Here is a 19,284-nt window from a genome sequence, read left to right on the forward strand (position 1 = left end):
GGGCAATGCCCGCTCTTTTCTCTCACCTTATACAAACAATCAAATACTCTGCGAAGCACTCGTATCCGGCACCTTCACCTTCTCCGAAGTTTTCAAACCTGACACGACCTCAATGTTGATGCCGTCAGACAAACCGGTTTTCACCTCGCGCTTCTCAAAAACCTGCGGAGCCGTTTCTACCTCCACATACGACTTGTCCTTTTCGAACTTGAGCAGACTCTCTTTCACTGCCATTACTTTCTCACGCTTGTCAAGCACGATGTCGGCGTTGGCGCTGTAGCCTGCCCGGATAAAGTCTTTCTCGTCGAGTTTTACCCTGGCGCGGATCGGAAACTTGATCGAGCCTTCTTCCAATATACCTTTCGGAGCGATGTATTCAAGTTCAGCATTGAACACGCGGCCTTCAATAGCGCCGATGGTCAGCAGCAGGTCCATGCCCTCTTTCAGCTTACCTACCTCCGATTCGTCAATTTTACCCTCGAAGATCAGGCTGCGCATGTCGGCCACGGTGGCGATGGAAGTGCCCTCGTTGAAGTTGTTGCGTTCGATAATGGAAGTGCCCACTTTCACCGGCACATCCAGCAGCATGCCGTCGATGGTAGAATACACCAGGTTAGAAGCCTGTCCGCTGCGTTTGGAGGCACCTTCGCGCACGAGCTGCAGGTTATTCTCTGCCGATTGCAGGGCTTCGCGCTTCAGGTCAAAATCGGCTTTGTACTTTCTGAACTCCTGCTCGGCAATCACTTTTTGATCGTAGAGCTGCTGGTAGCGGGCCAGTTCGCGTTTGGCCTCGTCGAAGTTGATGCGAGCCGTCTCCAGCGTGTTCTGGGCGTTGTTCACGTTCACAATGTTGGGCACAATCTTGATCTTGGCCAGCAGCTGCCCCTGCTTCACGATCTGACCTGCCTCTACGTACAGCTCCTCCACAATGCCCGATACCTGCGATTTCACCTCTACCTCCTTCCGCGGCACAATAGAACCGGTGGCCACGGTCTTCTTCACGATGTCGGTGGTAAAGGGCTCTTCTGTTTTATAAACGATCGGGTCGGTGTTGGCCTTGTTGTAGAAGTACCTACCCAGCCAGACCGACAGGGCCAGCATGACGAGGACGAACAGTCCGATAAAAACCTTTTTCATAGTGGTTGTTCAATTATAATCCTGTTGATTTGATGCTTATTATTCTTCTTGCAGGGCAACTACCGGATTGACGCGAGCTGCCTTGGTAGCAGGTATAAGCCCCGCCAGAGCGCCGGCCACTACCAGCAGCACCGTCGCCGTGACAGCTACGGCCGCGTTCACCTCCGGCGGACCAAAGAAGCCCGCCTGCACGTTGTTCTCTACCATAAAGCCTTCGATGGCTGCGATAAGCCCTGTGCCTGCCAGCAAACCGATGTAACCGGCAAAGCCTGTGATCACGATGGATTCCTGTATGATCAGGCTCACGATCGAGAGTGGTGTTGCGCCGAGCGCCTTTCGTATACCTATCTCCTTGGTGCGCTCCTTCACCACGATCAGCATGATGTTGCCCACCCCGATGATACCGGCCACGATGGTGCCGATGCTCACCAGCCAGCTAAAGCCCGCTATACCTGCAAATAGACCCTGCACATCCTGAAATTCCTTCTCCACGTTGGCCGATCCGAAGGCTTTCAGGTCGGCTGGGGCTACTTTGTGCCGCTTCATCAACAGGGCCTTAACTTTTTCCTCCACTACCGCTGCGGCTATACCTGGCTTAGGCGTCATGGCGAAGAAGTTCACCTGATTGGGCTGGTTAAAAGCCTGCTGTAGTGTCGTGTTCGGTATGTAAATGGTCTGGGCGTCCTGCACTACTTCCTCATCCTTGCCAATGGGCTTGAAAGTGCCCACCACCTGAAAGTAAATGCCTTTGATGCTGATGTACTTGCCGATTGGGTTGGCCTCATTTTCAAACAGCAGCTCCAGCGTACGCGGGCCCACCACGGCCACCTTGCGGCGCTCGTCAATATCTTTCTGGTTGATAAAGCGGCCGCTTGTCAGGTTAGTCGGCTTGACGAACAGCACCTCAGGTGTTTCGCCGTTCACAGTAAAAGCTGAGCTCTTGGTGCCGTACACTACCGAGAAGCTGCCCCGCAGCTGGTTGCTCGGTGCGATCACGGCCACTTCCGGCACAAAGGCGCGAATAGCATCAATGTCGTCATTCGTCATCTGGATCGTACGGCCTGCCTTCAGGCCCATGTAGGGCACGCTCGTGCGCTGCGTCCACACAAACACGGCATTCTTGGCCACGTTAAACTCCGACGTAATTCCTTTCTCCAACCCTTTGCCTGCACCCAGCAAGAGCACCAACATGAAAATGCCCCAGAACACCCCAAAAGCCGTCAGCGCCGTACGCAGCTTGTGCTTCTTTACGGTGTTATAAATCTCGGTCCATTTATCAATGTCGATCATAGGTGGAGTTAGGATTGAGTGATTTAGTGAATGAGTGAGTTTTCTAATTTTTGATTGAGTGGTTGAGCGAATGAGTGATTGTTTAGTTCTTATTGATTGAATTATTAAGTCTTCTGTCAGTATTCGTTTGCTTGATTTTCGGTTATTAACTTATTGAGTAAATGCTGATTGAGTAACAGAGGTAAATAACTATCGGGCTCAAAGTTCATTTAAAATAACTGCCAAATTCAGCTGTTTTATCTCTGCCAAATCACTTGTTAAATCAAAAACTAAAAATCACTCAACCACTCATTCACTCAATCACTAAACCTAATCTGCCCTCAGCGCTTCGATAGGTTTTATCCGTGCTGCCTTCAAGGCGGGCATCAAACCAGCCAGGGCTCCGGAAATCACCAGCACCAAAGTAGCTGCCAGTGCCACGCCCGGGTCTACTTCAGGGCTGGCGAAGAAGGGCGCCTCCGCACCCGACGACTCCATCAGGTATTCTATACCTGCCAGTACACCGGTGCCTGCCAGCAAACCCAGGTAACCCGAAAAGGCCGTGATCACGACAGACTCCTGCAGGATCAGGCTCACGATGGAGAAGGGAGTGGCTCCCAGGGCTTTGCGCACGCCGATCTCGCGGGTGCGCTCCTTCACAATGATCAGCATGATGTTGCTCACGCCCACAATGCCCGCAATCAGGGTGCCTATACCTACAATCCACACAAATATCCTGATGCCGTTAAAAAGGCCCATTACTTTCAGAAACTCCGCTTCAGTGTTTTCCACCCCAATGGCCATCTTGTCTTCTGTCGAGAACTTGTGGCGCTCGGCTAGCAGATTTCTTAGCCGGCTCTCCATGTCTTTGGCACTCACGCCGGGCTCTGCCACCAAGGCCATCATCTGCACCTGGTTCGGCTGGTTAAAGGCCGATTGCAAGGTCGAGAAAGGGATATAGGCCCGCTCTTCGCGGCGACTGCTGTTATTTCCCTTCACCTTGAAAGTACCCACCACCTTAAAGTGGATGCCACGAATGTTGACGTACTCGCCCACCGGGTTAGCGTCCCCGAACAACACCTTGCTCGCCTGATCGCCGATCACGACGACTTTGCGCTTTTCGCGCTCGTCGATTTCGTTGAGCAAACGGCCCATGTACGGGATCTCGCCGTTGATTTTCAGGAAGCCTGGTTCGGCGCCAAACACCTGGTAAGAGCCGTTCTGGTTTTTGTAATTAATGGTATACTCGCCCAGCACCCGGTTGCGGGGCGACAGGATCTGCACATTGTCCACATCGCGGTGCACCGACGTGAGGTCCTGGTTGGTCAGCTTTATCTCGCGCCCCGGCGACATGCCTTTGTGGGCCAGTGCCGTCTTACCGGTCCAGACGTAGATGCTGTTCTTAGCCCCAGCGCCAAAGCGGTTGTATACCCCGTTCTCCAGCCCTTTGCCCGCACCCAGCAACAGCACGAGCATAAAGATGCCCCAGAACACGCCAAAGGCGGTCAGGAACGTGCGCAGCTTGTTTTTCTGCATCGTCCCGAGTATCTCCTGCCATTTGTCGAGGTCGAACATTGGATTGCTGGTTGTTAATTGTTGATTGGTGTTTTCTTCAGTTCAGACTTAGCTTTTCGCAGCCACTGCTTCTGCTGCCAGCACGGCCTCTTCGGCGTGCTGGTCGCTATTCACGATCAGGCCGTCCTTCAGCCGGATGACGCGGTGGGTTTGGGCAGCGATGTCGTTTTCGTGCGTCACAATCACCACGGTCATCCCCTTGCTGTTCACATCCTTGAAAATATCCATCACATCATAGGAAGTCTGCGTGTCGAGGGCGCCGGTCGGTTCGTCGGCCAGGATCAGCTTAGGTTGGGAGATCAAGGCCCTAGCGATGGCCACCCGCTGCTTCTGCCCGCCCGACATTTCGTTGGGAGAGTGTTCAGCCCAGTCCTTCAGCCCCACCCTGTCGAGGTATTCGAGGGCTAGTTTGTTGCGCTGCTTGCGGCCCACGTTCTGGTAGTAGAGTGGCAGGGCCACATTCTCCATCGCGTTTTTGAAAGAGAGCAGGTTGAAAGACTGGAACACAAAGCCCAGAAACTTATTGCGATAATAGGCCGCCTTCGCCGCCGACAGATTTCGGATAGGTGTGCCGGCTAATGTATAGCTGCCACTGTCGTAGTCGTCGAGAATGCCGAGAATGTTAAGCAAAGTGGACTTGCCGGAGCCGGAGGAGCCCATGATCGAGACCAGCTCGCCTTCCTCTATGAGCATGTCGATGCCTTTGAGCACGTGCAGTTTGTTGTGCCCCACCGCGTAGTATTTGTGTATATTTTCCAGCTGTATCATAGGCGGCCGACAAAAATGATGGCAAATAATTTACAGGTATTTGCTGTACAAGGTGCTAACAATGGCGCTAAATTTCCTGCATTCTATACCTGCAGGAGTTTTGTTTCGATCGACGGGCAATATTTGTCTATCAATCACTTAGCTCACGACAAAGTCATTTTCAGCACGCAAACCCTTATTTAAGTTAAAACGAAACTAAATACCTGCCTATTTTCCGAAGTTCAAGATAAAGATGAGAAAGCGGGGCTAAAGGTTGCCTGACCGATGCGAAATAATTCACTTGCCATACCCGCGCTTCGTAGAAAGGCCATGCGCTACCCGGATCTTCCACAGCCTGTCCTTTTCCATCCGCTCAAGCACCACCTGGGCTACATCCGGGAGTTCATTCAGGCGCAGGCAAACGCTTCAGATGACTTTCTGGTTGCCCAACTCAAGACCATCGGCAGTTCACAGCTGGACTTATACCTGGGTGATTTGTCGATCCATCAAATAGCCGAGGAGACCATCCTATACCTGCAGAAGTACCAGTGCCTGCAGCCGGAACCCTACCGGCTATACCTGACAACTGGCGGAGCGGGCTATGGCTTGATCACACTGTCTGACGGGAGCGGGTGGGTGCTGCGTTGGGGCGTTGTGGAAGGAAGATATGTGCATCTGCACCCAGCCAGGTATAGCCAGTACACCATCCGAGTGAAGGCAAATCTATTGAAAACTGCCATCGCCGTATCATTGGCCATGAAGCGTACAGGTATAGCCGAGCCTGACCTGTGGTTGGTGAACCAGGTACGCAGACAATGGCTGGGGCTAGCGCCTATACCTGCTATCTTAACAAGTGATACGCTTTTAAGATTGACTTCTCTGTTGGGCAGTAAGTAAATCAGTTCTCAGTCCGGCTGAAGATCATCCGGTTGCTTACTTGGGTGTACTTAAAGTCTTCATCGCCTCTGAACATGGCTTTCTGCAGGTGCATGTTGTTGGCTACTTTGGTATACTTGAAGTTGGCCAGCCCGTTGAAATTGGCCGCCCTGAAGTCTGCGTCTCTGCTAAACTTGGCGTACTTGAAGTTGGCTTCTCTCCTGAAAGTGGCGTTTTCGAAGTTTGCCTCCGCAGGGAAGGTTACATATTTAAAGTTGGCTTCTTCGGTGAATCGGGCATTGGTGAAGTTGGCCGACTTGGAGAACTTGCTATACTTGAACAGCGCTTCGTGCTGAAAACTGCTGCCTGCAAACGACACCTCATCTCTGAACTTAGAGTATTTGAAAGCACTGTAGCCTTCAAACACGCAGTTTTCGAAGCGCACCGCCTTGTCGAAATTGGTGTTATACACTTCGTTTTTCCGGTTAAAGAGCTTGACGTCCTGGTTGTCCGGGTTGAAATAAGCCAATACATCGTCCTTGAACGTGCAGTTGACAAAGGTCAGGGGAGCTTTCACGGTGCTGATATACTCATTCGTACTGTTCTTGTTATCTGCCTTTTTCTCCAGTTGCATGTTGTCCAGGCGCGTTAGGTCCAGCACGCCCACAATCTCAGCATTTTTGTAGGTCACAGCCTCGCCACGATTTATTTTAGCGATGATTTCAGAGGCGTTCACGCGCGTTTGCGCCCAGGTCAGGAAGGGAACGGCCAGCAGCAATAGGAATAGGAATGTTTTTTTCATGGTTTGAGGTATAAGGTTTGAATGGAATATCAGCTTATACCCCTAGATGAAGCAAGTGTGGGAAAGGTTGCCTGGCTATGATATTTTATTCTTCCAGGAACTGCACAATGGTACGCACTACGATCCAATAAATGAGGAAGGCTAAAATGAAAACGGGGCCGAACAGCAGGAACTTCTCCAGCAACCCGGAGCTGATGACCTGGCAGGTATAGCTGGCGATCAGAAATGGCAACAGAATGCCGAGCCCTATCATGATTTTCAGTGCTTTGTCGATGGATGTCTGTGGCTCGTTCATGGCTATACCTGGCTTAGTGCTTCATGTTATAATACAACGCAAAACATCACAAAAGAGTTATCATCTCTATATAGTGATAAAACAAAACAGCATCACCCTTTTTGGGGTGATGCTGTTTCAGAATTATAAATCAATTTCGATTAAATATGCAGAGCGCGGTTCTCTGTTGCTGCCAGGCAAGCTTCTTTGATGGCTTCTGTATACGTTGGGTGCGCGTGGCTCATGCGGGAGATATCCTCTGCCGAAGCCCGGAATTCCATCGCCACTACTGCCTCTGCAATCAGGTCGGCTATACGCGGACCAATCATGTGCATGCCCAGAATCTCGTCTGTTTCCTTGTCAGCCAGCACCTTCACAAAACCATCCGTATCCATTGACGCTTTGGCACGGCCTGATGCTTTGAACGGGAACGAACCAGTCTTGTAAGCACGGCCCTGCTCTTTCAACTGCTCTTCGGTATAGCCCACGCCTGCCACTTCCGGCCAGGTATACACCACACCCGGGATCAGATTGTAGTTGATGTGCGGCTTCTGACCAACAATGGTCTCTGCCACGAACACGCCTTCTTCTTCGGCCTTATGGGCCAGCATGGCGCCACGCACCACGTCACCAATGGCGTAGATGCCTGGCACGTTGGTTTCCAGGTGGTCGTTCACGGCAATCATACCGCGCTCGCCCATCTGCACACCCGCGTTCTCCAGACCAAGACCCTCGGTATACGGCTTGCGGCCCACTGATACGAGCACGTAGTCGCCATCAAAGGTTACCGTCTCACCTTTCGGGTTCTCGGCCGTTACTTTCACGATTTCGCCCTCGTTCGTAGCGCCTGTTACTTTGTGGTTGAAGAAGAACTCGAAGCCCAGTGTTTTCTTGAGCACGCGCTGCAGCTCTTTGCCCAGCGCGCGGTCCATCGTCGGGATGATGGCATCCATGTACTCCACCACCTGCACTTTGGTACCCAGGCGGGCGTACACAGAGCCCAGTTCCAGACCAATTACACCGCCACCGATCACGATCATTTTCTTTGGTACCTCCTTCAGCTCCAAAGCCTCAGTAGACGTGATGATGCGCTTTTTATCGATCGGCAGGAAAGGCAACGCAACAGGTTTAGAGCCCGTCGCGATGATGGTCTTATCTGTCTCGATCTGCTGCTCCTGACCGTCTGTACCAGTAATCTTGATCGTGTTCTTGTTCACAAACGAGCCCAGACCATAGTAGGTGTCGATCTTGTTTTTCTTCATCAGGAAGGCGATGCCGTCGTTATTTGACTTCACCACACCCGCCTTGCGGTTGATCATCTGCTCGATGTTCACCTGCAGGTCGTTCAGCTCGATGCCGTGCTCCTTAAAGGTATGCGCTGCGTTGTGGTAATGCTCCGAGGAATCGAGCAAAGCTTTGGAAGGTATACAGCCCACGTTCAGGCAGGTACCACCCAGCACGTTGTACTTTTCTATAATAGCGGTTTTCAGACCCAGCTGTGCACAGCGTATAGCCGCTACGTAGCCGCCAGGACCAGAACCGATTACGGTTACATCGTATTTCATCTGTCTGTATTTTTAGGAGAGCAATGCCCTCGTTTTTGTTTTGATTTCTCTGCTAATGTTTACCCACCCCTGCCCCTCCAAGGAGGGGAATCAGCAGCAGGGAGGTCCCACTTTGAAGGGAGTAGGGGGATGTTTTACACTTTGCAGGTAAACACCCCTATAGTCCCCTCAAGGGGACACTTTCTCCTATAATCGCAATAAAAAGGAGGAGCAAACTCTTTCGCTTACCCCTCCTTCCTAATCTCAATAAATTATACGCCTAACAGCAGTCTCATCGGATCCTCCAACAGTTCTTTCACGCGAACCAGGAAGCTAACCGACTCACGGCCGTCGATGATGCGGTGGTCGTAGGAAAGGGCCAGGTACATCATCGGACGGATCTCAACCTGTCCGTTCACGGCAACCGGGCGCTGCACGATGTTGTGCATACCCAGGATGGCCGACTGTGGAGCATTGATGATCGGTGTAGACATCATCGAACCGAACACGCCACCGTTGGTGATGGTGAAGGTGCCGCCCGACATCTCCTCGATTGAAAGTTTCCCGTCACGGGCTTTTTTCGCCAGGCGGATCACTTCTTTCTCGATACCATCCAGCGTCAGGCTCTCGGCGTTGCGGATAATCGGCACTACCAGGCCTTTCGGTGAGGAAACGGCAATCGACACGTCGCAGAAGTCATTGAACACAATGTCGTTGCCGTCGATCATGGCGTTCACGGCTGGCCATTCCTGCAGGGCTACGGTACAAGCTTTCGTGAAGAAAGACATGAAACCTAGGCCTACCTCGTGCTTCTCCTTGAACTTGTCTTTGTACTTGGCGCGGATGTCCATGATTGGCTTCATGTCCACCTCATTGAAGGTAGTAAGCATGGCCGTTTCATTCTTCACCTGTACCAGGCGGCGGGCAACTGTCTTACGCAGTGAGCTCATTTTTTCACGGCGCTGGTTGCGCTCACCAGTAGCGGCTGGGGCAGCGGCGGCAGTTTCCTGCTTGGCAGCCGGAGCTGCTGCGGCTGGCTTCGGAGCTGCCTTTTGAGCGCCCATCGCGTCTTCTTTCGTAATGCGACCGTCACGGCCTGTGCCCTGCACGTCGGCAGCGTTGATGCCTTTCTCAGAAAGGATCTTTCCGGCAGCTGGCGATGGTGTGCCGGAAGCATAAGTCTGCGCGCCGGACGGAGCGGCTGCAGCTGGCTGAGCGGCTTGTGCAGCAGGAGCTCTTGGCTGAGCGGCCGGTTTGGCAGCGCCTGCACCAGCACCCTGTACGATGCGGCAAAGCAGACCGCCGATCTCTACCGTGTCACCTTGCTGGGCTACGATCTGAAGCGTACCTGCGGCCTCGGCTGGCAACTCAAACGTCGCTTTGTCCGACTCCAGTTCAGCAATCACCTCGTCCATTTCCACGTGGTCGCCGTCGTTTTTCAACCAGCTGGCAATCGTCACCTCTGTGATAGACTCGCCCACGGTTGGCACGCGCATTTCTTTTGTTTCACCGGATCCCTGTGCAGCGGCAGGAGCAGACTCCTGTGCAGCCGGAGCAGCAGCCGCAGTTGGGGCAGCGGCTTCTTGTTTAGCGGCAGGGGCAGCAGGAGCGCCACCGGCCTCGCCGTTCTGCTCGATGCGGCAGATCGTGGCGCCCACCTCAATGGTATCGCCTTCCTGCGCAACGATGCGTAAAATGCCTGCGGCTTCTGCGGGCAGTTCGAATGTGGCTTTGTCAGATTCCAGCTCCGCAATCACCTCATCCATCTCTACCCGGTCGCCATCTTTCTTTAGCCATTGGGCTATGGTTACCTCAGTGATTGACTCACCTACGGCAGGCACTTTAACTTCTAAGCTCATATGTTCTATCGATTATGAATTACAGTTTTGAATTACGAGTGAATAATGCCGAATGACTAATTAGTAATGATAAATGAATAATTACTGCATGTCTACTCATTACTCACTATTGATTACTCATTATTCACTCGTCATTATTTCATTACTAATTAAATAGCAAAGGCGCGTTCAATCAGTTCCGCCTGTTCTTTACCATGTATTTTGTTATAGCCTGTTGCAGGCGAAGCACTTGGCTTACGGGCTATTACGTCTTCCACGCTGTTGCGCATCGTACGCAGCACATACATCCAGCCGCCCATGTTTTCCGGCTCTTCCTGTACCCAGTATGCCTTGGCGTTCTTGTACTTGCTCAGCTCGGCTTCCAACTGCACTTTCGGGAACGGCGCCAGCTGCTCCATGCGGATGATGGCCACATCTTTGCGCTTGCTCTTCTGCTGCTCTTCCAGCAAGTCGAAGTATACCTTGCCAGTACACAGCAACACTTTCTTCACTGATTTCGCAGAAGCGTAGTTGTCTCCGATCACTTCTCTGAAGCCTCCCTTCGTGAACTCCTCTACAGGAGACACCACGTTCGGGTGACGCAGCAAAGACTTCGGCGCCATGTTGATGGCCGGCTTGCGGAACGGCAGGGCTAGCTGACGGCGCAGGAAGTGGAAGAAGTTGGCTGGCGTTGTGATGTTGGTCACAAACATGTTGTACTCAGCGGCCAGTTGCAGGAAGCGCTCCGGACGGGCATTGGAGTGCTCCGGTCCCTGTCCTTCGTAACCGTGCGGCAACAACATCACCACACCGTTCATGCGCTGCCACTTCGACTCGGTGGCGGCCACAAACTGGTCGATCATTACCTGGGCACCGTTGGCGAAGTCACCAAACTGCGCTTCCCAGATAACGAGTGCATTCGGGTTAGCCATCGCGTAGCCGAACTCGAAGCCCAGCACGCCATACTCTGACAGCAAGGAATTGTAGATTTCCAGATGGCGCTGCTCGTCCTGAATGTAGTTCAGGCTGTTATAAGGAGCGCTTGTGTTGGCGTCGCGGAGTACGGCATGACGGTGCGAGAACGTACCGCGCTGCACATCCTGTCCGCTCAGGCGCACAATCTTGCCTTCTGCCAGCAATGAACCATAGGCCAGCAACTCGGCAGCAGCCCAGTTCAATTGACGGCTCTCAAAGAACATCTCTTTGCGCTCTTTCAGGAGCTTCTCGATTTGCTTCAGTGGTTTGAAGCCTTGTGGCACCGTTGAGAGTGCCTTGCCTACGCGCTCTACTACTTCAGGCGCTATACCTGTTTCAGGTGACTGGTTAAAGTCTTCCGGCTTAGAGCGACGCAGCGACTGCCATTCCTTCTCTAGCGTCTGGTAGTTGTAAGGCAAAGGTTTCTGCTTCACCATATCCAGGCGGTCCTGCAGCATCTGGCGGAACTCCTTGTCCATGGACTGCGCCAGTTCCGCATTGATATCGCCGCGGCTGATCAGTTCTTTGTTGTATACCTCGCGCGGGTTCGGATGCTTGGAGATGATGTTGTAAAGCTGTGGCTGCGTGAATTTCGGCTCGTCGGCCTCGTTATGCCCATGACGACGGTAGCACACCATGTCGATGAAGATGTCGTTGCCGAACTTCTGACGGTACTCTGTCGCTAGGCGCACCGCAAACACTACTGCCTCCGGATCATCGCCGTTCACGTGCAGCACTGGCGCGTCGATGATTTTCGCCACATCTGTGCAGTAGATAGAAGAACGGGCATCTTCGAAGTCGGTCGTAAAGCCTACCTGGTTGTTGATCACAAAGTGGATGGTACCGCCTGTCTGGTAGCCTTTCAGCTTGGCCATTTGCGTCACCTCGTACACAATGCCCTGACCAGCCAGTGCAGCGTCCCCATGTATCAAGATAGGCACGATCTGCTTTGGATCGCGTTCATACATGCAGTCGATCTTGGCGCGCACGAAGCCTTCTACTACCGGGTTCACCGCCTCCAGGTGCGATGGGTTTGGTGCCAGCTTCAGATTCACTTTGTTGCCGGATGGCGTATCTACTTCAGAAGAGAAGCCCATGTGGTATTTCACGTCACCATCCCCCATGGTCAGGTCCGGTGTGGCCGTGCCCTCAAATTCAGAGAAGATCTGCTCATAGGTCTTGCCCATGATGTTGGCTAGCACGTTCAGACGACCGCGGTGTGCCATACCAATCACCACTTCTTTGGCGCCCAGATCAGAGGCCTTGTCGATGATGGCATCCAGGGCAGGTATAGTGGTTTCGCCACCTTCCAGCGAGAAACGCTTCTGACCGAGGAATTTTGTGTGCAGGAAGTTCTCGAATACAACCGCTTCGTTCAGCTTGGAAAGAATGCGCTTCTTGTACTCTATACCTGGGTTAAAGGTAAGAGACTCCTTCTCGATCTTGTTCTGCAGCCAGTTCAGCACTTCCGGGTTGCGGATGTACATGTACTCGTAACCGATCGGCCCCTCGTAAATTTTCTGTACTGCCGCCACGATGTCGCGCAGCTTGGCAGGGCCAATGCCGATCACTTCGCCTACCTGGAACACCGTGTCCAGGTCAGCTTCTGAAAGGCCGAAGTCTTTCAGGTCGAGCAGGGCTTTGCGGTCTTTGCGCTCGCGCACCGGGTTGGTTTTGGAGCGCAGGTGGCCGCGGCTGCGGTAACCGTATATAAAGTTGCGAACAGCTACCTCCTTGTCTGATTCGCCAGCAGAGGCAGCTTTGGCCGGGGCAGCTGCTGGAGCGCCTTCCACCTCGTGGCCATTTTCGTTGTAGGCTGTTGAAAAATCGAAACCCTCGAAGAATTTGCGCCATCCAAAGTCCACTGACTCCGGATCCTGCTGATAAGCTTTGTACAGCTCATCGATGTAGGCTCCGTGCGCATTTGCGATATAGGTATATTTATCCATAACTAATGTTTACGGCTTTGTGTAAAGGCAAAGTTAAGAGTATTTATCACAAATCAAACTTTATACATTCGCATAAGCAAATATTCCTCTTTATCAACACAATACCACTACATATATTATTTATATATAGTGTTGGATCGTAGCGGGGCTCTCACCCAGACTACCCGATTTGATTTTATTTGAAGCTTTAGCAAACTCTTGAAATTGAATCCTGCCACTATCCGGCACTTTCATAAGCAGGAGTTTGTTTCAACCTGTATATAGCCCCTCCTCTTGAATTGACAGCCAGAAAGAAAGCCAGAAAATACAAAGCGAAGCCTGCCCCGCTCACTGCCCGTGAGAAGGTCAGCAGGTATATGCGCGGCAACAAAAGCCGTGACACGCAACCTGAACTCCTGCTCCGGCGCACGCTCTGGCATAACGGTTTGCGCGGCTACCGGGTGCACTGGCGCAAAGCGCCCGGCAAGCCCGACATCTGTTTCCCTTCCCGGCGACTGGCTATATTTGTGCATGGCTGTTTCTGGCACCGCTGTCCTTACTGCCAACCGGCATTGCCCAAGTCCAACCTACGATTCTGGGAGGAAAAGTTTACCAAAAACCAATTGCGTGACGAGCACAACAAGGTACTGTACCGGGAAGCGGGCTGGCAACGGGTCGTGATATGGGAGTGCCAGCTCTACCAGAACCCCACATCCTGCCTCGTTCTTATTAAAACACTGCACCAGGGCGTTCCTGCCAGCTGGGAAATAGCCGCCTGATCAAAATCCGGTAGGCCGTAACCATCGGTATGAATAAAAGTATTATCTTCAGTACTTTAACATACCCACATACCCCTATGAAAAAAGATATGATCGGTCTGGCTCTGCTGAGCCTGCTGGCCTACGGCTGTAACGAGAACGCCCGGGAGGTAGCAGACAGCGAAGAGGACCACACCGCAGTGGCCAGCGACACAACCGGCCTACTGGCTGCCCAACAGAGCATCAATGCCAACGACCTGCTGCAGCACATCCAGGTGCTCGCCTCCGACGAATTTGGAGGCCGCGCCCCCGGCACAGCCGGCGAAGATTCTACCGTGAACTACCTAACCCGCGAGTTTAAGAAGCTGGGCTTACAGCCTGGCAACCCGGACGGCACCTTTGTGCAGAAGGTACCGATGTTCGGTTTCACGGCACAACCACAGGCTAACTTTTCAGCAGGTGGCAAAACCATCAACCTTTCCTTTCCGGATGATTACGTGGCCGTATCGCGTCGCTTTGTGCAGGATGTGAACGTGAACAATTCCGACCTGGTATTTGTGGGCTATGGCATCGTGGCACCCGAGTATGGCTGGGACGACTATAAAGGAGTGGACGTGAAAGGCAAAACGATCGTGATGCTCATCAACGATCCGCCTATACCTAGCCCGAACAACCCGGCCCAGTTAGATAGCACCATATTCGGCGGCAAGGCCATGACTTACTATGGACGTTGGACCTATAAGTATGAGATTGCCGCTGAGAAGGGCGCTGCGGCGGCCATTATCATCCACGAAACGGACCCGGCAGGCTACCCTTACGAAGTAATATCCGGAAGTTGGAGCCGCGAGAACTTTGACATTAGCAACCCAGGCAAGAACATGGACCGTCTGGCAGTGGAATCCTGGATAACGGAAGACAAAGCCCGCGAACTGTTTACAGCCTCCGGCAATGACTTCGCAAAGCTAAAGGACGCTGCTGCCCAAAAGGGCTTCAAGCCTGTGCCACTGAATGCGAAGGCAAACTTCAAGATCAAAAACCAGCTGCGGGAGGTGGAATCGCGGAATATAATTGCCAAGCTGGAAGGCACCGACCCGCAGTTAAAGAACGAGTACGTGGTGTACACGGCCCATTGGGACCACCTGGGCAAGGATGATAAACTGCAGGGCGACCAGATCTACAACGGCGCCATGGACAATGCCAGCGGCACGGCCGGGCTCATCGAACTGGCAAAAGCCTTTACCCAGCTACCCGAGAAGCCGAAGCGCTCTATTTTGTTTCTGGCTGTAACTGCTGAAGAGAAAGGCTTGCTGGGCTCTAAATACTACGCTTCCAATCCGCTATACCCACTCACCAAAACGCTGGCGAACATCAACATGGATGTGCTCAACCCTTATCACCCGACTGAGGATGTGATTGTAATCGGGTATGGCAACTCTGACCTGGAGGACATACTGGCAGAAGAGGCCCGCACGCAGAACCGCCGGATCGTGCCGGAGGCATCTCCTGAGAAAGGCTCCTTCTATCGTTCCGATCATTTTGAGTTTGCCAAGCAAGGTGTGCCAGCTCTCTACGCAAAGTCAGGTATAGTGGCCCGCGACCAACCTGCCGATTTCATCACGAAGAAACAGGAGCAGTATACAGCTGAACACTATCATAAAGTGAGCGACGAGGTATATGACGATTGGAACCTGGATGGCGCTGTAGAAGATCTTCAACTGTATTTCCGGGTAGGGCTGCGGGTGGCAAATGGGTCTGTGTACCCGACATGGCGAGAGAAGTCCGAGTTCAGGGCGAGACGCGAGAAGTCATTGTCCGAAGTCCAACAGTAATTAAAGGCATTACCAGAAGGAATCTTTCTGCACAGTCAGGAAGACTCCTTTTTTATTGGCTCCCGATGGTTGCGCTATCAAGAAGAGTAAACCCCTAAAACCAAACAACTCAACAAAGTTATATTTTATAACTAACTCCCTATAATAGACTCATCCCTATACCTTATAGGCTCACAAACCTTTACCACTATATTTAGCTGTTTTACAGGCATTTATTTATCGTTTACCGATATTATTCCCAAAAAAATTAATCCCAAGGGTTACCTTTCCGTATAAACCGAATAAATAAGTACAAATTTACTTGTTTAACAAAATTTGAAAATCATGAAAAAGACAATAAAATTTGCTTTCGCTGCATTCGCTTTTTTCGCTTTCACAGCTTGTGGTTCTGATAACAACACAGCCACAGAAACGGATCGTATCGACGAAGTAGAGACTTCTGATATTGATGTGGATGCAGACATGGATATGGATACCGACACCACAACAGTTATGGACACTACCGTAAATGATGGTGTGGCAGACGAGATTCCGGAAGAAAAACCTATTCAGTAGTATACATAATTACATAGTAAAAAGCCCCCTTTCAGTTTGCTGGAAGGGGGCTTTTGTATTCGCATGTTACCGAAGAAAAATAGTCTGTGAGGCGTGGATATGGCTTAATACTTGTTTAAATTTAGCCAATGGAAAAATTATCTTTAGTAGAAGACGGCGTAGTAATTGAGCTGGTGGCATCCGACGCGGATTTGCGTCAGGCCGTGCAGCAACTGGAGCAATGCGACGAACTTGCCGTTGACCTTGAGTTTGATCAGAACCGCTATACCTATGGCTTTAACCTTTGCCTGATCCAGATTGCTGATGGCAAAGGCAAGTGCTTTATCATCGACCCGTTTTATATAGATGACCTGAAGCCTTTTTTCCAGTTGATGGAAAGCCCGGCCATTATTAAGATTATCCATCATTCCAACAACGATATCCTGTTACTCGATAAAATGGGATGCTCTGTGAAGGGCTTAGTGGACACCGATGTAGCTGCCAAGATACTGAACTATGAGCGTTCTTCGCTGGCGACCGTCTTGAAGGAGGTGTTCGGCAAAGAGATTGACAAGTCGCAGCAGTCAAGCAATTGGAACAAGCGGCCGCTCACAGAAGACCAGCTTCGCTACGCAGCTATTGATGTGATCTACCTGCACAAGGTTAAGTCGAAGCTGCTTCAGGAAATAGAAAAGCTAGGCCGTATGCATTGGATTGAAGAAGAGGATGCTCTCTTGGAGCAGCTTAAGTATACGGAGTCTGAGAATCCACACCTGCGGCTGAAGCACTCTTACCGCCTCAATTATTACCAGCAGTATCTTCTTAAATCGCTTTACGCTTTCCGGGAGAACCTGGCCCGACAGTTTAATAAGCCGGCCCACTTCGTTATACCGAACGAAGCGCTGGTAGAGCTGGCCAACAACCCGAATACAGATATTCACGAGTGGCTTAATCACACAAGAGGTATACACGGCAATCTTAAAAAGCCCAAACTTGAGCAGATGCTGGAGGATGCTTTGCAGGAAGCCAAAGAAGCCGCCAAGGCCAACCACATCAGCCATGACTATCCGGAACACCGTTTCCAGAGACCTTTGCGCACGCCTGAAACAGAACGCCGCAAAGAGTTGCTGACAGCAGTACAGCAGGAAATCATGGCTAGGTATGGCGAGTATGCTTCTAAACTGATCATTAACCAAAGCCTGATCACAGACTACAGCCAGCACGGTAAGCTGCGCTGCTCTAAAAAGTATGGCAGCGACATTGTTCTGGAAACAGCCAAAGATCTAGGTATAGAAATACACGTTTCAGCTGCACCTCAGCATACGGGTGAGTAAATAAGTTTGTCTTTAACTATATAGCATGGAAAAAGTAAGGATTGAACACGACTTCCTGGGAGAAAAAGAAATCCCCTATGAAGTTTACTACGGAATACAGACGACACGCGCGCTAGAAAACTTCCATATAACAGGCACCCCGATCTCGAAAGAGCCCCTATTCATCAAGGCTTTCGCCTACGTAAAAAAGGCGGCTGCTATAGCCAACCATAAATGTGGCATATTGAGCAAAGAAGTGACGGATGCTATCGTGTATGCCAGTGATAAACTGACTGCCGGCGAATACCTGGATCAATTCGTGACAGACATGATTCAAGGCGGGGCCGGAACCTCTGTGAACATGAACGTGAACGAGGTGATTGCCAATATCGGCCTGGAGTACATGGGCCATCCGAAAGGAGCGTATAATTTCCTTCATCCTAACAACCATGTGAATTGCTCACAATCTACCAACGATGCCTACCCTACGGCATTCAGGCTAGCACTGTATTGGAAGATTCAGGCTTTTATTGAAAGTCTGGAAGCCCTGCAGCAGTCATTCGGCCGCAAGGCAGAAGAGTTTAAGGAAGTGCTGAAAATGGGACGCACGCAGTTACAAGATGCTGTGCCGATGACTCTAGGAGCGGAGTTTCATGGTTATGCTACTACTGTTAGGGAAGATATACAGCGTCTGCAGGAAGTTAAAATGTTGATCTGTGAGATTAACATGGGAGCAACAGCCATTGGGACTTCTATCAACGCACCACAAGGCTATCCGCAAATGGTCACTGAAATCTTAAAAGAGATAACAGGAGTGCCAGTCGTACTCGCCGAAGACTTGATCGAAGCAACCTGCGATACGGGCGCTTACGTGCAGATATCCGGTGTACTGAAGCGTAGCGCAGTGAAAGTATCCAAGATTTGTAATGACCTGCGCCTGCTCTCTTCAGGTCCACGCACCGGCTTGAATGAAATCAATCTGCCACGCATGCAGCCTGGCTCCTCTATTATGCCGGGTAAGGTAAACCCTGTTATACCTGAAGTGGTAAACCAAACGGCCTATTATGTTATTGGAGCAGATATGACCGTTACAATGGCAGCAGAAGCTGGACAGTTGCAACTCAACGTGATGGAACCGGTTATTGCCTATAGCCTCTTCAATTCACTTACATATCTAGAGAATGCCTGCTATACCTTGCAAAGCAAATGTATTGATGGCATCACAGCCAATGTGGAGATATGCCGTAACATGGTGATGAATAGTATTGGCATTGTGACCTCGCTAAACCCAATTTTAGGGTATGAAGAATCTGCTTCCATAGCAAAAGAAGCTTTAAGCACCGGTAAATCGATTCATGAAATTACGGTGCTTGAACGTAAGCTAATTACACAAGCCAAGTGGGATGAGATTTTCTCTATGCAGAACTTGATTAACCCGAAGTTCATTAATATATAAGAGCTTTTCACTGATAAAAGAAGAGGCTACAGGTTTATTCCTGTAGCCTCTTCTTTTATATTGAGAACTATAAGTTAAGCTTTATACTACTTATACCTTAATCGCTAATCTTTCGGACGTGATTAAAAATGCCATGCTGCAAAGAATGCTTAGTAGAGCCTTCTAAAGTATAGAGCTAACTAGTTAGATTGTAACTAATAGATATATTTTACTAACAGCATAGCCCTTGTCCGCTGTTTCTATTTCAACCACTTCCTACTCTCATCCCCTTTCATCAGGTAATGGTTTAAAACGGTCACAGCCCCTGACTCTTTTTGAGAATCAGGGGCTGTGTGGTTGTTGGGGTTGGCGGCCACCTACTCTCCCGGGTGTGACCCCAGTACCATCGGCGCAGCCGGGCTTAACTTCTCTGTTCGGGATGGGAAGAGG

General features: G+C 51.0%; 15 protein-coding genes and 1 rRNA gene. 6 read left to right on the forward strand and 10 right to left on the reverse strand.

Annotated features, from left to right (window positions below; translation table 11 throughout):
- Positions 1-39 precede the first annotated feature (39 nt).
- From B0B12_RS19600 to B0B12_RS19615, 4 genes are all read right to left on the reverse strand, one after another.
- Positions 40-1,137 carry an efflux RND transporter periplasmic adaptor subunit gene (locus B0B12_RS19600; RefSeq protein WP_076672406.1) on the reverse strand — a complete coding sequence of 366 codons (1,098 nt, stop codon included), beginning with the start codon at positions 1,135-1,137 and terminating at the stop codon, positions 40-42.
- A gap of 39 nt (positions 1,138-1,176) precedes the next feature.
- A complete protein-coding gene (locus B0B12_RS19605; RefSeq protein WP_076672407.1) occupies positions 1,177-2,427 on the reverse strand; it encodes an ABC transporter permease in 1,251 nt (416 codons plus the stop codon).
- 309 nt (positions 2,428-2,736) lie between these two features.
- Positions 2,737-3,981: an ABC transporter permease gene (locus B0B12_RS19610; protein ID WP_076672408.1), complete on the reverse strand. Its 1,245-nt coding sequence runs from the start codon at positions 3,979-3,981 to the stop codon at positions 2,737-2,739.
- 48 nt (positions 3,982-4,029) lie between these two features.
- Positions 4,030-4,749, reverse strand: coding sequence for an ABC transporter ATP-binding protein (locus tag B0B12_RS19615; protein ID WP_076672410.1), 720 nt, complete (start codon positions 4,747-4,749; stop codon positions 4,030-4,032).
- A gap of 264 nt (positions 4,750-5,013) precedes the next feature.
- Between B0B12_RS19615 and B0B12_RS19620 the strand changes: the two genes are divergently transcribed.
- Positions 5,014-5,625 carry a PH domain-containing protein gene (locus B0B12_RS19620; RefSeq protein ID WP_244554784.1) on the forward strand — a complete coding sequence of 204 codons (612 nt, stop codon included), beginning with the start codon at positions 5,014-5,016 and terminating at the stop codon, positions 5,623-5,625.
- Position 5,626: 1 nt separating this feature from the next.
- On the opposite strand, the gene B0B12_RS19625 is transcribed toward B0B12_RS19620, so the two are convergent.
- The 5 genes from B0B12_RS19625 to B0B12_RS19645 all read right to left on the reverse strand — a co-directional run bounded on the left by B0B12_RS19625 (position 5,627) and on the right by B0B12_RS19645 (position 12,986).
- Positions 5,627-6,406 (reverse strand): pentapeptide repeat-containing protein, encoded by a 780-nt coding sequence (locus B0B12_RS19625; RefSeq protein WP_076672414.1) that lies wholly within the window; start codon positions 6,404-6,406, stop codon positions 5,627-5,629.
- 85 nt (positions 6,407-6,491) lie between these two features.
- Entirely contained in the window at positions 6,492-6,701 is a 210-nt protein-coding gene (locus tag B0B12_RS19630; protein ID WP_076672415.1) for a hypothetical protein, read from the reverse strand.
- A 140-nt stretch (positions 6,702-6,841) separates the two neighbouring features.
- A complete protein-coding gene (gene lpdA / locus B0B12_RS19635) occupies positions 6,842-8,245 on the reverse strand; it encodes a dihydrolipoyl dehydrogenase (RefSeq protein WP_076672418.1) in 1,404 nt (467 codons plus the stop codon).
- A 251-nt stretch (positions 8,246-8,496) separates the two neighbouring features.
- Positions 8,497-10,083, reverse strand: coding sequence for a 2-oxoglutarate dehydrogenase complex dihydrolipoyllysine-residue succinyltransferase (gene odhB / locus B0B12_RS19640; RefSeq protein ID WP_076672419.1), 1,587 nt, complete (start codon positions 10,081-10,083; stop codon positions 8,497-8,499).
- A gap of 149 nt (positions 10,084-10,232) precedes the next feature.
- On the reverse strand, positions 10,233-12,986 hold the full coding sequence (locus B0B12_RS19645; protein WP_076672420.1) for a 2-oxoglutarate dehydrogenase E1 component: 2,754 nt from the start codon (positions 12,984-12,986) through the stop codon (positions 10,233-10,235).
- A 278-nt stretch (positions 12,987-13,264) separates the two neighbouring features.
- Between B0B12_RS19645 and B0B12_RS19650 the strand changes: the two genes are divergently transcribed.
- The 5 genes from B0B12_RS19650 (at position 13,265) to aspA (ending at position 18,855) form a co-directional block, all read left to right on the forward strand.
- The gene (locus B0B12_RS19650) at positions 13,265-13,744 is read left to right on the forward strand and encodes a very short patch repair endonuclease (protein WP_076672421.1); all 480 of its coding nucleotides are present in this window, start codon (positions 13,265-13,267) and stop codon (positions 13,742-13,744) included.
- Positions 13,745-13,821: 77 nt separating this feature from the next.
- On the forward strand, positions 13,822-15,552 hold the full coding sequence (locus tag B0B12_RS19655; protein WP_076672422.1) for a M28 family metallopeptidase: 1,731 nt from the start codon (positions 13,822-13,824) through the stop codon (positions 15,550-15,552).
- A 324-nt stretch (positions 15,553-15,876) separates the two neighbouring features.
- The gene (locus tag B0B12_RS19660; protein WP_076672423.1) at positions 15,877-16,107 is read left to right on the forward strand and encodes a hypothetical protein; all 231 of its coding nucleotides are present in this window, start codon (positions 15,877-15,879) and stop codon (positions 16,105-16,107) included.
- A gap of 128 nt (positions 16,108-16,235) precedes the next feature.
- The gene (locus B0B12_RS19665; RefSeq protein ID WP_076672424.1) at positions 16,236-17,420 is read left to right on the forward strand and encodes a ribonuclease D; all 1,185 of its coding nucleotides are present in this window, start codon (positions 16,236-16,238) and stop codon (positions 17,418-17,420) included.
- 25 nt (positions 17,421-17,445) lie between these two features.
- Positions 17,446-18,855 carry an aspartate ammonia-lyase gene (gene aspA, locus B0B12_RS19670; protein WP_076672425.1) on the forward strand — a complete coding sequence of 470 codons (1,410 nt, stop codon included), beginning with the start codon at positions 17,446-17,448 and terminating at the stop codon, positions 18,853-18,855.
- Positions 18,856-19,198: 343 nt separating this feature from the next.
- Here the strand turns inward: aspA and rrf are convergent.
- Positions 19,199-19,284 (reverse strand): 5S ribosomal RNA (rrf, locus tag B0B12_RS19675); the annotation flags it as partial.

The sequence above is a fragment of the Pontibacter indicus genome (genome assembly GCF_900156345.1).
GTDB lineage: Bacteria > Bacteroidota > Bacteroidia > Cytophagales > Hymenobacteraceae > Pontibacter > Pontibacter indicus.

What these genes read in the sequence shown, in the direction of transcription:
- B0B12_RS19600 (WP_076672406.1), bottom strand. Translation starts at nt 1,137, where the DNA reads ATGAAAAAGGTTTTTATCGGACTGTTCGTCCTCGTCATGCTGGCCCTG.
- B0B12_RS19605 (WP_076672407.1), bottom strand. Translation starts at nt 2,427, where the DNA reads ATGATCGACATTGATAAATGGACCGAGATTTATAACACCGTAAAGAAG.
- B0B12_RS19610 (WP_076672408.1), bottom strand. Translation starts at nt 3,981, where the DNA reads ATGTTCGACCTCGACAAATGGCAGGAGATACTCGGGACGATGCAGAAA.
- B0B12_RS19615 (WP_076672410.1), bottom strand. Translation starts at nt 4,749, where the DNA reads ATGATACAGCTGGAAAATATACACAAATACTACGCGGTGGGGCACAAC.
- B0B12_RS19620 (WP_244554784.1), top strand. Translation starts at nt 5,014, where the DNA reads ATGCGAAATAATTCACTTGCCATACCCGCGCTTCGTAGAAAGGCCATG.
- B0B12_RS19625 (WP_076672414.1), bottom strand. Translation starts at nt 6,406, where the DNA reads ATGAAAAAAACATTCCTATTCCTATTGCTGCTGGCCGTTCCCTTCCTG.
- B0B12_RS19630 (WP_076672415.1), bottom strand. Translation starts at nt 6,701, where the DNA reads ATGAACGAGCCACAGACATCCATCGACAAAGCACTGAAAATCATGATA.
- lpdA (WP_076672418.1), bottom strand. Translation starts at nt 8,245, where the DNA reads ATGAAATACGATGTAACCGTAATCGGTTCTGGTCCTGGCGGCTACGTA.
- odhB (WP_076672419.1), bottom strand. Translation starts at nt 10,083, where the DNA reads ATGAGCTTAGAAGTTAAAGTGCCTGCCGTAGGTGAGTCAATCACTGAG.
- B0B12_RS19645 (WP_076672420.1), bottom strand. Translation starts at nt 12,986, where the DNA reads ATGGATAAATATACCTATATCGCAAATGCGCACGGAGCCTACATCGAT.
- B0B12_RS19655 (WP_076672422.1), top strand. Translation starts at nt 13,822, where the DNA reads ATGAAAAAAGATATGATCGGTCTGGCTCTGCTGAGCCTGCTGGCCTAC.
- B0B12_RS19660 (WP_076672423.1), top strand. Translation starts at nt 15,877, where the DNA reads ATGAAAAAGACAATAAAATTTGCTTTCGCTGCATTCGCTTTTTTCGCT.
- B0B12_RS19665 (WP_076672424.1), top strand. Translation starts at nt 16,236, where the DNA reads ATGGAAAAATTATCTTTAGTAGAAGACGGCGTAGTAATTGAGCTGGTG.
- aspA (WP_076672425.1), top strand. Translation starts at nt 17,446, where the DNA reads ATGGAAAAAGTAAGGATTGAACACGACTTCCTGGGAGAAAAAGAAATC.